Genomic DNA, 12,627 nt, shown 5'->3' with positions numbered 1-12,627 from the left:
TGTGCAGCGGTTTTGCGATCATGACATGCGAAAAACCAAAGACCTAAAGCGCTGGCCAAGCGAATCTGAAAGATCGCGACGCGCTTTAGGCCTGATTTTCAGTATTTGTTTCATCACGCATGCAGGAGGATCATTCGATGGAGAAACGCCGTTTTGCCCTGATTGGTACGGGAAACCGCGGCACCACCATGTGGGGCAAGGATCTGCTTGCCGGCTGGCGCGAGCATGTCGACCTGACCGCGATCGTCGAGAAGAATTCGCTGCGCGGCGAACGCGCCCGCAACATGATCGGCAGCAATGCGCCGCTCTACGAAAACATCGATTCGATGCTCAATGAGCAGAAGCCGGATCTGGTCATCGTCTGTACGCCCGACCATACGCATGACGATATCGTCGTGCGGGCGCTGGAGTCCGGTATCGACGTCATTACCGAAAAGCCAATGACGACCTCGGTCGAAAAGATTCGCCGGATTCTGGATGCCGAAAAGCGCACTGGTCGCCGGGTCGACGTGTCCTTCAACTATCGCTACGCGCCGACGGCTGCGAAGATCAAGGAATTGCTGAATGCCGGCGAGATCGGCCGGGTTACGTCAGTCGATTTTCATTGGTATCTGAACACCAAGCACGGCGCGGATTATTTCCGCCGCTGGCATGCCTATACGGAAAATTCCGGCAGTCTGTTCGTCCACAAGGCAACGCATCATTTCGATCTGTTGAATTGGTACCTCGACAGCGATCCCGATGCCGTCACCTCCTTCGCCGACCTGCAGAATTACGGCCGCAAGGGCCCGTTCCGCGGCCCGCGCTGCAAGCTCTGTCCGCACGCGCATGAATGCGACTACTACCTCGATCTCGAGGCCGATCCCTTCCTTGATTCGCTTTACGAGGATCCTTCGAAGATCGACGGCTACTTCCGAGACGGCTGCGTCTTCCGCGAGGACATCGACATTCCCGACACGATGGTGGTGTCCCTCCGTTACCGCAACAACGTCCATGTCTCCTATTCGCTGAACACCTTCCAGCCGATCGAGGGCCATCACCTTGCCTTCAACGGCACCAAAGGGCGCATCGAGCTTCGCCAATATGAGGCCCAGCCCTGGGAAGAGCCGAAGGAGGACACGATCCTCCTCATCCGCAATTTCCCGAACGGCAAGGAGGCTGTGGAGCGCATCGTCGTTCCGCATTTCACCGGCGGCCATTACGGCGGCGACGACCGGATGCGCAACATGATCTTCAAGCCCGATACGGAAGACAGGCTCGCCCAGCGCGCCGGCACGCGGGCGGGCGCCATGTCCGTGCTTTGCGGTATTGCCGCGCTGGAGAGCTCGCGCACCGGCAAGGTGGTCAACATTGCCGATCTCATGCCCGAACTTGCCGATGACGGTTCGCCGAATTCGCTTAGAGCGTCGCGCTGATATCATCGCCTGAGCCGCTCGACGCGCCTCAGGCGATGTTTTCGAGATTTGCCCGGTGGATCTGGTAGAGCAGCGGCTGGCCGGTCACGAAGCGCTCTATCTCGTCCACCGCCATCTCGCCAAGGCGCGCCCGTTCCAGCCCGATGGCGCCGGCGATATGCGGTGTCAGAAAGACATTCGGCAGATCGTAGAAAGCAGAGCCCGCCTCCGGGATCTCCGGATCGGTGACATCGAGGACCGCGTCGATGCGGCCGGTCTTCAGCGCCGAAAGCAGGGCGGCCTCATCGATGAGAATGCCGCGCGCCGTGTTGATGAGCGTCGCGCCGTCCTTCATCAGCGACAGCCTTCGCGCATCGATCATATGCCGTGTCGACGGCAGCGACGGCGCATGCAGGGAAACGATTTCCGCTTGCCGCATCAATTCGTCGAGATCGACCTTTTCCGTTCCGAGGCCAGCTGCCTCGGCGGCATCAAGCGTCGGGTCGGCGAGCAGCAATCTATAGTCAAAGGGTTTCAGGAGCTCGATGACGCGCCGGCCAATGCGCGACGCGCCGACGATGCCGACGGTGCGGCGGTAATTTCCGATCGCTTCGCGCTGCATCGGATGGGTTCGATTGCGGTTGCGATCGGCGACGTAGAGATCGCGAAAACGGAAGACCCGCTTGCCGGCGAAAATGATCGCCGCCAGCGTGAATTCGGCCACCGGTACGGCATTTGCCTCGGCCGAATGGCTGACCGGGATACCGGCTTCGAAGATGGCGTCGTCGATGACGCCCTTTACCGTGCCCGCCGCATGGACGATGAGCTTAAGATGCGGCGCCGCGGCGGGGATTTCAGGCCCGACATAAGGCCCGCCCCAGCCGGTGATCAGGATTTCGGCTTGGGCCAGCAGACCCCTCGCGCGCTCGTCGTCGAAGCGCTGTAGCGGCTTGGAATCCAGCAAGCGACCGATGCCGCTCAGCCGGCGCAGGACCTCATCCGGCAGGACATGCTGCGTGCGCGACGGTTGCATGGCAAGGACAATGGCCGGCTGGCTCATGGCATCTGTCCCGGCGCCTCAATGGCGCTGACCGTCACGCCCTTTTCCCTCACCAGGGCCTCCAGCGCTGCAAGGTCAGGCGCTTTCGGCGGGATCGTCCAGACAGACGAGACGGCAGCGGGATCGTCAAGTGCGAGCACCGCCGTCACCAGGATTGTTTCACCGGCCGGAATCTGCCCGCGCAGTTGCGGCACCAGGGTTTTTGCGACGATCACATTGGTGTTGGGCATTGCCTTCTGGACGAGACCCGAACGTTTGGCCGAAGAGCCGAGATCGAGAATGCCGGTGAAATCGGCTTCGCCGATCGCATAGGCAACCCCAGCCGAGGCGGACAGCGTATCCAGCTCGAAATCCCGGCGGCCGATGGCAAATCCGCCTTCGGCAATCCGCAGCGGCCGGCTTGTCCTGATCCGGTGGAGGCGGATATGCCAGGGAGCGGCGGGCACGAGCCAGGTCTCGACGTCGACATCGGCAAAAGGCGACCATTTCGCATAAAGCACGTCGCCTGCGAGCTTGGCTTCCTCGTTCGTTTCGCGCACGCGGTAGTGCAGGCCGTCATCGCTGAAGGCAAGCGCTGAATCGAAGGCGGCAAGCGCGAAGGCGCGCTCATCGGCCTCGACGCTGAAGCCGTAGCGGGCGGAATAAGCGAACTTCGCATATTTTTCCGTGCCGCACCGCATCTGCAGGTTTTCCTGACCGGAAGACAGCGCCACGACATCGCCGCCCGCCCGCATGATCACCATGCCGGGATGACGCTGGGGGATGATGTTAGGTGCCTGCTCCGGCACTTTTTCCTTCGCCGTCCAGAACGGATGATCATCGGGGATCGCCAGCGGCAGAAAGGCCTTGAAGGCCCAGTAGGGCGAGCCGGCGGAATTGTAGCTCTCCGACATCAGCAGGTTCGGATAGCCGAAACCGATCGACAGCACGCCGTCGCGATCGGCAATCGGCTTGTCCCTCCACCAGCGCAGATGCTGCAGGCAGAGATGCTTGACTTCGCCCCAGGGCAGAGCCTCGACATCGGCGAAGGCGAGCGCCGACCAGAAGCCGGCGCAGGCAAAGCGATAGGTCAGGCTGCGGCCGAAGGGGATCGTCGCCCCGTCAGCGGCAAACCAGTGGCGGAAATCCCGGGCGAAGAGGACCGCGCGCTCGCGGTAGCGCTTTGCATAGTCGTCGTCGACGAGCTTCGAATAGATCAGGCCATAGAAATGCATGGCGAAGGGAATGTAGTGGTCGATACGGCGCACGTTTCCGTCGCGATACCAGCCGTCGCCGATATAAAAGCCTTCGAGTTCCTCAAGATATTGCCGCGTCAGGCTGCGGTCGAAATCCGCGCCGAGACGATCGAGCGCGATATCGACGAAGATCCGGAAGAATTTCCAATTGTTGTCGGCATAATCGAACTGCCGGGCATGCTTGAGATAGGCGACGACATTGCCGCGGGCGCGCGCATCGAGCGGCTCCCAGATCTTTTCGGGCACCAGCGCCAAGGCAAAACCGAGAGCGGCAAGCTCGACCATCCGCTGATCGCGGCCGTTGACCGTTCCCCAATATTCGGGATTGGCGGGATCGGTGCCGTTTGCGAGGCCTTCGGCAAAACGATGCCAATAGGCGAAGTCGCCATTGCCGGCGCCAAGCGGCGCCAATCCCCAGAGCGGGCGGGCGAAGCCTTCGAGATCGGCCGCCGCCCGGTCGAAATGGGCGGCGCCGCCATTGAGGGTGACGCGGGCATTACCCTTCGAGAAACAGGCAAGCAGCGGATCGAAGAGCGCAAGCAGGGCGCGGCTCATATCGGCGCGACTTTCCAGCGGATTGCCGGCGAGCGGGTTGGCGCTGGCGGGATCATAGGGCATCGGTATCACTCACGGGTTCTAGAGCATGATGCCGAAAAATGTGAGCGGTTTCGGACGATATCATGCTCTAACTCTTTATTTTAGAACAGGATTCAGATTTTAGGCCGACTTGGCCTAAAATCATCCTGTTCTAGGCGTTCGGAACAGTCCCTCCCGGAATGGGAACGACCGCCTGGCAGATGTGGCGGGCAGAGGCTGTCCTGTTGCGGAAACGGGACAGCATCAGGGAAACGGCCTCGCGCCCGAGGGCAGCGCGGTCGACGCGCATGGTGGAAAGCTGCGGACTTGTCATCAGCGCGCAGGGCAGATCGTCGAAACCGACAATCGCGAAATCCTCCGGCACACGCAGGCCCGCCTCGGTGACGGCCTCGAGCACGCCGACGGCGATGAAATCATTCATACAGAAGGCGGCGGTAAAAGCGGCATCCTCAGCAAGTGCCGCGGCGGTGCGGTCATGCGCCTCCCGGCTGGCGCTACCGTCGAGGGTCAGGGACAAGAGACGGCCCTCGGCGCCGGGGACGGCGGCGATCGCCGCCTCGAATCCGCGCACGCGTTCCCGGATCGTATGGCGGTGCGAACCGCTCAAATGCAGGATTCGGCGATGGCCGGCCCTTGTCAATCGGCTGGTCGCCTCGTAGGCGCCAAAGAAATTAGCCGGCGAAACGCCATCGAACTGCATCCTCGGATCAGTGCCGTTGACAAGAACGGTCGGTGTCATGGTCCCTTGCAACCAGCCGCGCAACGTCTCGTTCGGATCGATGCCGACGAGAAAGAGACCTTCAGCCCCCGCCGTCTGCATATAGTCGCGCACAGCATCCGGCGTGATACGATCCTCGCGGACCAGCCGGACATCGAAGGGCATGCCCGCTTCCGCAGCGCCGGCGCGCAGGCCGTCGACGATGGCTTCATAGAAAACGCTGAGGGTGCCGGTGACGCCGTCGCTGGCAATCAACGCCAGCCCGCCGGCAACGGCTTCGGACGCCGGTTTGACGGGATAGCCGTTCTCAGCTGCCACCTTCAATATCTGGCGACGGACGGTTTCGCTGATACCAGGTTCGTTGGCGAGCACGCGCGACACCGTGGAAACGGAAACGCCGGCCAATGTGGCTATATCGGCCTGACGCGGCCGTCTGATCTTTTGGTCGTTCATAGGCAAACATTATGCAAGTCATGCAAATTTGCAAGAAAATGGTTGCTTCTTGCAATAATATTTTTTTTGCGTAATCTGTTTGCCGAAGTGCTCGCTAATGCCGTTGGAGGATGGCAGCGGGCAGTTGGGACAAGGAGGATCATCATGCAGGTCAATCGCCGTTCATTTCTGATGGGTTCAGCCGGTGCGGCCGCCGGTCTCGCCCTCGGCGCCGGAAGCGCCATTCCGGCCTTTGCGGAAGACGCGCAGCTGCGTGCCATGTGGTGGGGGTCCAACGACCGCGCCAAGCGCACGCTCGATGTTGCCAAGCTTTATCAGTCGAAGACGCCTGGCGTCACTCTCGTCGGAGAATCGCTGTCGGGCGACGGCTACTGGACGAAGCTCGCAACGCAGATGGCCGGCCGCTCGATCGCCGACATCTTCCAACTCGAGCCAGGAACAATCTCAGACTATTCGAAGCGCGGCGCCTGCCTGCCGCTCGATGAATTCGTCCCTTCCACGCTGGACGTTAAGTCCTTCGGCGCCGACATGCTGAAACTGACCACCATTGACGGCAAGCTCTATGGTGTTGGCCTCGGCCTCAACTCCTTCTCGATGTTTTTCGACACCGTCGAATTCGAAAAGGCGGGCATCCCGCTGCCGACGCCCGATCTCACCTGGGATGAGTATGCCAAGCTCGCCGTTGAACTCGCCAAGTCTTCCGGCAAGGGCGGCGGCCCCTATGCGGCGCGCTACGCCTACGTGTTCGATGCCTGGCTGCGCCAGCGCGGCAATAGCCTCTTTGCGAGGGAAAGCGTTGGGCTCGGCTTCACGGCCGACGATGCCAGGGAATGGTTCGACTACTGGGAGAAACTGCGTAAGGCGGGCGGCACCGTTGCTGCCGACGTGCAGACGCTCGATCAGAACACGATCGACACCAATTGCCTTGGTCTCGGCAAATCGGTGATCGGCATGGCCTATTCAAACCAGATGATCGGCTATCAGCTGATCATCAAGAACAAGCTTGGCATCACCATGCTGCCGCGTGAAAAGAAGGGCGGCCCATCCGGCCATTATTACCGTCCGGCACTGATCTGGAGTGTGGGCGCTACGACCAAGCAGGGCGAAGCTGCTGCGAAGTTCATCAGCTTCTTTGTCAACGATCCCGAAGCCGGCAAGATTCTCGGTGTGGAACGCGGCGTGCCAATGTCGCCTACCGTGCGCGAAGCCATCCTGCCACAGCTCAACCCGACGGAGCAGGAAACGGTCAAATACGTGAACCTGCTCAAGGATCAGGTCGGCGAGTATCCGCCGCCGGTGCCGATGGGAGCAACCCAATTCGACCAGCGCGTGCTGCGCCCGCTTTGTGACGAACTCGCCTTCGAACGGATTTCGCCCGCCGATGCGGCGACCCGGCTCATCGAAGAGGGTAAGGCAACGATCAAGGGATGATCGGTCGCCCGACACGAGGAGAGGCCCGCAACACCCCGGCGGGCCTCTCCGTTTCAAGCCTCTGTTTTCCGGACCATCAGTTGCCCAGGTTTTCGACCACGCGCCAGTCCGGCCGGCCAAGATCGAACGGCCATGCATGCACATCCTGGTCGTTGAAATAGACGACCTCCTGCAGATTCGGGAAGGCGCTCTGCTTCAATGTGGCAGTTTCGATCCACGGCCTGATATAGGCGTCGCCGCCTTCATAGCCGAGCTCCGCCACCCAGATCGGCTTTCCGTAGCCGGCGACGAGATCATAGCCCTGCTTCAGTGCTTCCGAGAACGTCCGGTGCTCCTTGTAGGCAAGCTCGTCGTAGCGCTGCAGGCCGAAGACCGAGAGCCCGACGAGATCGACATAATCGTCGCCGGGATAGTAGGCCTGAAGGCCAGGCTCTCCCTTCGGCGACCACATGAGCTCTGTGCCGGGCGCCTCCTTACGAACGATGTCCATCATCCGCTTGTAGGCTGTGATATAGTCCTGCGGGCTCCAGCCAGACCATGAAAACCGCCCTGACTTATCCTCCATCTCCTGTCCCCAGCGGACGATCACCGGGCTTTTCAGCTCGGATATCATGTGCGCGATCGAACGCATGTTGACATCGTAATCACCGCGCAGAACCTTGGCGCGAAGTTGAGCGGAGGTTAGCCGCCAGTCGACGTCCCAGGACCACGGCTCCACAGTGATCAGCAGGTTGCGGCCTCTCGCCAGCGCATAGGCATCGGCGACCCGCAAGGTTTCCAGGTCGACGTCCTCCCACGGCAGGAACAGGGCTTCGGTCGCGACATTCGCCTGCGCGCCGAAATCGCCGTGCGGATCGTAGGCCCCGAACTTGATGCCGTCGGCATGAACGACGGGGCGCTTGTCGATGATCGCCTGCACGGCCGCCGCCGGGTTTGGGGCAATACCCGCATATTGCACTTCGCTCCGGCCCGGCAGATCCGCGACACACAACAGCAGCAACGCAATCGCGGTGGTCGAGAGGTTGTTTTTCATTAGCTTCTTCATGGCTTCACCCTCCTTTTCGGGCTATTTCCTGGCTCAGCAGGACCTGCTTCAGTTCGCGCGCCTTCGCGCTCACCGTATCCATGGGAACGAGCTTGCCGAACTCGTCATCCGGGAGCACCGATGCATGGCGGAAGACGTACCACTTGCCGTCCGGCTGGCGCCGCTGATAGATCGTGTTGCCGATCTTGCGGTGACCGAAACAGGTGCTGGCGCGGGCCGCACCCTCGGCATTCGTCCAGGTGGCACGCATGCAGAGCTGACCGAGATCGTCGACCACCCATCTGCCTTCGGCGAAGGACGGCTTCCCCTTGTCATTGCTCCAGGCGACGAACCGCCGGCCGTCATCGAAGAAACGGCCGCCGCCGGTGTTCCAGGTCCAGGTCTTGTCGCCGTAGATACGATAGAGCTCATAGGCGCTGACCGGCGTTGGCGCTTTCGTTTTGGCGACCTCTGCGCCATGTGCCGCCATTGGCAGGCACAGGCTGAGAGCGAGCGCCGCTCCGTATAGTCTCGATCCGATACTCATTACATCCTCCTACTCGACACTTGCCGGTTCCGCCGGCTCAGACACCTTGTTCGTCCCGTCCCGTGCTTCCGAACCCATTCCATCTGAGGCGGAACTTCACGATCCTGGTCTTGCCACCGCCGACACCGGCACCGGCCACGGCAAACTGTGATTGGCTGAAACTGATGAACGTCTGGCCGTGGGAAAGGGCCTCGAGGCTGCGCAGACCATGGCTGCCCGCCTGCATGCCGCCGGTGATGCAAATCGCAAGCCCCATGGCTGTCGCAAGCCACAGCCCGCGTGATTGCGGCAGCCGCGGCAGATCGTTCTCGATTGCATGGCGAATGACGATCAGCACTGTCAGCGACAGATAGATCGAAAGATTTATCGCAGCGAAAACATAAAAGCCCTGAGCGGCCGCGGCCTCACTGGCCAGTGCCACGGCGGCTGCGCACAGTCCGGCGAGCCCTATATAGGGCGCGATGACGCGCAACGGCAAAGACCGCTGCTGCTGCCTTCCCTTCGGCGTGATGCGGAAATCGACGAAAGAGCCACAGATATAGTCGCGAAGCGCGGCGAGGCTGCCGGCAAGCGACCACGGCCAGCGCAGGAAGATAAAAGCAAGCCCTTCCCAGCCGAACAGTTTCGCATCGTGCGGCCTGAAGGTTCCCGTGGCCCGCCAGAAGAAGGCAAACAGCGTCAGCACGACCGATATCGGCACAAAATGCAGCAGGAAATCCGGATAGGTCACATTGACGAAGACTTGGCCCGTCATCAAGGCGGCAACCGGCAGCAGGAACATCACGGCCATGAAGGCGGAGAAGAGCGGATACCACAGCTGCGAGAACACGAACTGAAATCTCAGTCTCCAGGGCAGGTGCATGATGTAACGGCGGGAATGTTGCAGCAGGATCGTGACGAGGCTGCGCGACCACTGGAATTCCTGGACGACGAGATCAGTGAAGTTCGCTGGTCCGTCGCCATGAGCGATCGCATCGACGGCATGCACGCCACGCCAGCCGCCGGCATTCATCATCAGCGTTGTCGAATGGTCTTCCGCAAGTTCTGGGCCGAGGCCACCGATCTGGCGAAGGGCTGATGTGCGAACCGCATAATGGGAACCGATGCACAGCGGCGCCCAGCCATTGTTGTAACCGGTCTGCAGCGAACCGTGCAGGCTTGCCTCGGCATAGAGCCTGCCGCGCGCCGCCCAGCTTGCGCCGGCATTGGCATCGCAGATGCTGGGAGCGGAGACATAGCCGATCTCGGGATCTGCAAAGGGGCGCAGGACTTCACGGAGGTAGGTTGGCGTCGGTACATGGTCGGCATCGAACTGGGCGACGAAGTCATAGCGCGCATAGCCGAAATGGTCGTAGAAATAGGCAAGGTTGCCTTCCTTGCAACGCGTCCGACGCGGCCAGGTGGTGCGATGATACTCCGCCACGCCCTTTCGGGTGGAGATCAGCACACCGTGCGCCGCACACCAGCGCGTGGTTTCCTCCGAAGGGTCCTCGTCGGCCAGCCAGACATCGAAATCGACGCCGGTCTGGTCGAGCATCGCCTGAAGCGTGGCGCGAACGACGGCAAAGGGTTCGGACGGCGCCTTGGTGACGACCATTGCCACCCGCCCTTCCGGCAGCCGTGCCGCAGGATTGACCGTCCTCGCATCCAAGAAGATCAGGATGAAATAGGCCGGCACGAGCGTGATCCAGGCAAGCACGAGGGTGATAAGCACGAAGGCGGCCCAGGAAATGATATGGGCAGACTGGCACCACCAGATCCAGAAATAACCGAGTGCTGCCAGCCAGCAGAGGATGCCGAAGCCATAGGCGACGCGGTTCCAGCCGGTGAAAACAGGATCGAATGCATCAGCCGCGGCGGCCTTCGCCGTCCTGACGCTGTGACCGACTTGCAGAGCGTCGCTCATGCCGTCACCTCCAGTCCGAAGGTGGGGCCGGCGGTGCGGATGATCGTATCGATGTCCGACAAAACTGGCGAGAAACCGAGCTCCGCCTTCGCCCTTGCGGTATTGGCAAAGAGGATCGGCGGATCGCCGGCACGGCGGGCGCGATAATTCACGGGGACTTCACGGCCGCTCGCGCGATAGATCGCCTCGAGAATCTCGCGTACCGAAGTGCCCCGGCCAGAGCCGAGATTGACGCTGAGCGAGCCGCCGCCCGCCATCAGGTGATTGACGGCGGCGAGATGCGCCTGGGCGAGATCGCTGACATGAACATAATCGCGAACACAGGTTCCATCCTCTGTCGCATAATCGGTGCCGAAGATATCGAGCCGCTCCAGCCTGCCGGCGGCGGCAAGAAGAGCGCGAGGGATGAGATGGGTCTCGGGGTGATGGCGCTCGGCAAGCTCGCCATCGGGATCGGCGCCGGCCGCATTGAAATAACGCAGCGCGGCAAAGCGGATACCATAGGCAGCGGCAAAATCCTCAAGCGCCATCTCGAAGATCAGCTTGGTGCGCCCATAGGGATTGATCGGGTGCTGTGGGCTTTCCTCCCGAATCGGCAGCGAGGCGGGAATGCCATAGGTGGCGCAGCTGCTCGAAAAGACGATCCGCTCGATGTCCTGATCGAGGCAGGCCTCGAGCAGCGTCAGGCTGCCGACGACATTGTTCCGGTAGTATTTCCTGGGCATGTCGACGGATTCGCCGACATAGGCATTGGCACCACAATGGATGACGCAATCGGGCGAAAACTCTGCAAGGGTCCGGCGCAACGTGGCGGCGTCGGCAAGCTCTGCCCGGATGAGCGGGCCCCAGCGGACGCTGTCGGCATGTCCCGTCGAGAGATTGTCGTAGGTGACGGGGATCATGCCGGCGCGCGACAACGCTTTGCAGATATGACTGCCTATGAAACCGGCGCCGCCGGTAACGAGAATGTAGCGGGGCATCTCATACGACCTCCGCCTTCTCTGTGCCGGCCAGCAGTCCGTCGAAATATTCGACGGTGCGAGCCAGGCCAGCTTCGAGCCCGATGCGAGGCTTCCAGCCAAGATCGGCCATGGCCCGGGAAATATCCGGCCGCCGCTGACGAGGGTCGTCGGTGACCGCAGGCAGGTGGACGATCCGGGAACGCGAGTTCGTCAGGTCTCGAATGATTTCCGCCAGACGTCGAACGGTCATTTCGGCTGGGTTGCCGAGGTTGATCGGACCGTTGCAGGCGCTGCCGGCAGCCGAAAAACGTAGGAAACCCTCAATGAGGTCGTCGACATAGCAGAAAGAACGGGTCTGCTGACCATCGCCATAGATCGTCAGGTCGGCATTGCGCAGGGCCTGAACGATAAAATTGGAAACCACCCGCCCGTCGTCCAGGCGCATGCGCGGTCCGTAGGTATTGAAGATGCGGCCGACCTTGATGTCGACACCGTAAGTCCTATGGTAATCGAAGAACAGCGTTTCGGCGCTGCGCTTGCCTTCGTCGTAACAGCCGCGCGGTCCGATCGGGTTGACATTGCCGCAATAGGATTCGTGCTGCGGGCTCTGAGTCGGGTCGCCATAGACTTCCGACGTCGACGACTGGACGACGATCGCACCGGTCTTTCGCGCGCAATCAAGGGTATTGACGGCGCCAAGCACGTTGGTGAGCAGCGTTCCCACAGGATCCCGCTGATAATCGGGCGGAGAGGCGGGGGAGGCGAAATTGAAGATGAGCGACGCATCGATATCGAAGGGCTGCCTAACATCGTGCTCGACGATGCGGAAGCGGGTGTTCGAAGCAAGATGAGCGACATTCGCACGGCGGCCGGTCGAAAAATTATCGAGGCATGTGACGCTGTGGCCGCGCTGCAGGAGCCTTTCGCAGAGATGTGAACCGAGGAAGCCGCCCCCGCCATTCACAAGAACGGTGCGTCGCCCTTGGAGCACCGGTATGCCTGACACTTTAGAATAGCCTTCGTTGGGAACGAAACTACGCATTACAAACTCCTTCCCAGGTATTTAGTCTTTTGTTTTATTTATGCACTGCTTGCCTCCGTTACCCGCTCTGGATATTCATAAAACTGAGCGTCCACACATGAATAACTTTGTAGTTACTCTCCGGATACCGAATTACTATTAAAATAATACAACGAATGTTAGCAAGGTCAACTTGAAAAATTCCCGCCATCCAAAATAATTACGCAAGTATACTTTAAAGTAACAAATGATTAATCACTTTCAACGCTTTACGACCAA

Annotated in this window: 10 protein-coding genes; 2 read left to right on the top strand and 8 right to left on the bottom strand. The window is 60.8% G+C overall.

Translation table 11 applies throughout. The annotated features are described in order from the left end of the window. The first annotated feature begins 137 nt into the window (after positions 1–137). The gene (locus J3P73_RS00465; protein ID WP_075225758.1) at positions 138–1,415 is read left to right on the top strand and encodes a Gfo/Idh/MocA family protein; all 1,278 of its coding nucleotides are present in this window, start codon (positions 138–140) and stop codon (positions 1,413–1,415) included. A 28-nt stretch (positions 1,416–1,443) separates the two neighbouring features. Here J3P73_RS00465 and J3P73_RS00460 read toward each other — a convergent pair whose 3' ends face one another. From J3P73_RS00460 to J3P73_RS00450, 3 genes are all read right to left on the bottom strand, one after another. Continuing rightward, a complete protein-coding gene (locus tag J3P73_RS00460; protein WP_207579733.1) occupies positions 1,444–2,454 on the bottom strand; it encodes a hydroxyacid dehydrogenase in 1,011 nt (336 codons plus the stop codon). Then, a complete protein-coding gene (locus J3P73_RS00455; RefSeq protein WP_207579732.1) occupies positions 2,451–4,307 on the bottom strand; it encodes a DUF2264 domain-containing protein in 1,857 nt (618 codons plus the stop codon). The genes J3P73_RS00460 and J3P73_RS00455 overlap by 4 nt, the downstream gene beginning before the upstream one ends. A 130-nt stretch (positions 4,308–4,437) precedes the next feature. Next, positions 4,438–5,457 carry a LacI family DNA-binding transcriptional regulator gene (locus J3P73_RS00450; protein WP_130772003.1) on the bottom strand — a complete coding sequence of 340 codons (1,020 nt, stop codon included), beginning with the start codon at positions 5,455–5,457 and terminating at the stop codon, positions 4,438–4,440. Positions 5,458–5,601: 144 nt separating this feature from the next. Here J3P73_RS00450 and J3P73_RS00445 point away from each other — a divergent pair, with 144 nt between their 5' ends. Further along, positions 5,602–6,888 carry an ABC transporter substrate-binding protein gene (locus tag J3P73_RS00445; protein ID WP_130772001.1) on the top strand — a complete coding sequence of 429 codons (1,287 nt, stop codon included), beginning with the start codon at positions 5,602–5,604 and terminating at the stop codon, positions 6,886–6,888. 76 nt (positions 6,889–6,964) lie between these two features. Here J3P73_RS00445 and J3P73_RS00440 read toward each other — a convergent pair whose 3' ends face one another. Genes J3P73_RS00440 through J3P73_RS00420 form a run of 5 tightly spaced genes read right to left on the bottom strand, consistent with a single transcriptional unit; the run spans position 6,965 to position 12,369 of the window. Beyond that, positions 6,965–7,933, bottom strand: coding sequence for a glycoside hydrolase family 26 protein (locus J3P73_RS00440; protein WP_018068698.1), 969 nt, complete (start codon positions 7,931–7,933; stop codon positions 6,965–6,967). Between the two features lie 4 nt (positions 7,934–7,937). Further along, complete coding sequence (locus J3P73_RS00435) at positions 7,938–8,459, bottom strand: DUF995 domain-containing protein (protein WP_130662556.1); 522 nt, start codon at positions 8,457–8,459, stop codon at positions 7,938–7,940. A 37-nt stretch (positions 8,460–8,496) separates the two neighbouring features. Beyond that, positions 8,497–10,365 carry a glycosyltransferase family 2 protein gene (locus J3P73_RS00430; protein ID WP_130771999.1) on the bottom strand — a complete coding sequence of 623 codons (1,869 nt, stop codon included), beginning with the start codon at positions 10,363–10,365 and terminating at the stop codon, positions 8,497–8,499. Continuing rightward, on the bottom strand, positions 10,362–11,345 hold the full coding sequence (gene galE / locus J3P73_RS00425; protein WP_130662554.1) for a UDP-glucose 4-epimerase GalE: 984 nt from the start codon (positions 11,343–11,345) through the stop codon (positions 10,362–10,364). The genes J3P73_RS00430 and galE overlap by 4 nt, the downstream gene beginning before the upstream one ends. A gap of 1 nt (position 11,346) precedes the next feature. Next, the gene (locus tag J3P73_RS00420) at positions 11,347–12,369 is read right to left on the bottom strand and encodes a UDP-glucuronic acid decarboxylase family protein (protein WP_018483131.1); all 1,023 of its coding nucleotides are present in this window, start codon (positions 12,367–12,369) and stop codon (positions 11,347–11,349) included. Positions 12,370–12,627 lie beyond the last annotated feature (258 nt).

Source organism: Rhizobium ruizarguesonis (assembly GCF_017357285.1).
Lineage (GTDB): Bacteria > Pseudomonadota > Alphaproteobacteria > Rhizobiales > Rhizobiaceae > Rhizobium > Rhizobium ruizarguesonis.
Note: the sequence above shows the minus strand (reverse complement) of the source record. Positions and strands in the feature narration are given on the sequence as shown.

Bases quoted from the DNA above. Each gene is read 5' to 3' on its own strand.
- J3P73_RS00465 (WP_075225758.1), top strand. From the start codon at position 138: ATGGAGAAACGCCGTTTTGCCCTGATTGGTACGGGAAACCGCGGCACC.
- J3P73_RS00460 (WP_207579733.1), bottom strand. From the start codon at position 2,454: ATGAGCCAGCCGGCCATTGTCCTTGCCATGCAACCGTCGCGCACGCAG.
- J3P73_RS00455 (WP_207579732.1), bottom strand. From the start codon at position 4,307: ATGCCCTATGATCCCGCCAGCGCCAACCCGCTCGCCGGCAATCCGCTG.
- J3P73_RS00450 (WP_130772003.1), bottom strand. From the start codon at position 5,457: ATGAACGACCAAAAGATCAGACGGCCGCGTCAGGCCGATATAGCCACA.
- J3P73_RS00445 (WP_130772001.1), top strand. From the start codon at position 5,602: ATGCAGGTCAATCGCCGTTCATTTCTGATGGGTTCAGCCGGTGCGGCC.
- J3P73_RS00440 (WP_018068698.1), bottom strand. From the start codon at position 7,933: ATGAAGAAGCTAATGAAAAACAACCTCTCGACCACCGCGATTGCGTTG.
- J3P73_RS00435 (WP_130662556.1), bottom strand. From the start codon at position 8,459: ATGAGTATCGGATCGAGACTATACGGAGCGGCGCTCGCTCTCAGCCTG.
- J3P73_RS00430 (WP_130771999.1), bottom strand. From the start codon at position 10,365: ATGAGCGACGCTCTGCAAGTCGGTCACAGCGTCAGGACGGCGAAGGCC.
- galE (WP_130662554.1), bottom strand. From the start codon at position 11,345: ATGCCCCGCTACATTCTCGTTACCGGCGGCGCCGGTTTCATAGGCAGT.
- J3P73_RS00420 (WP_018483131.1), bottom strand. From the start codon at position 12,369: ATGCGTAGTTTCGTTCCCAACGAAGGCTATTCTAAAGTGTCAGGCATA.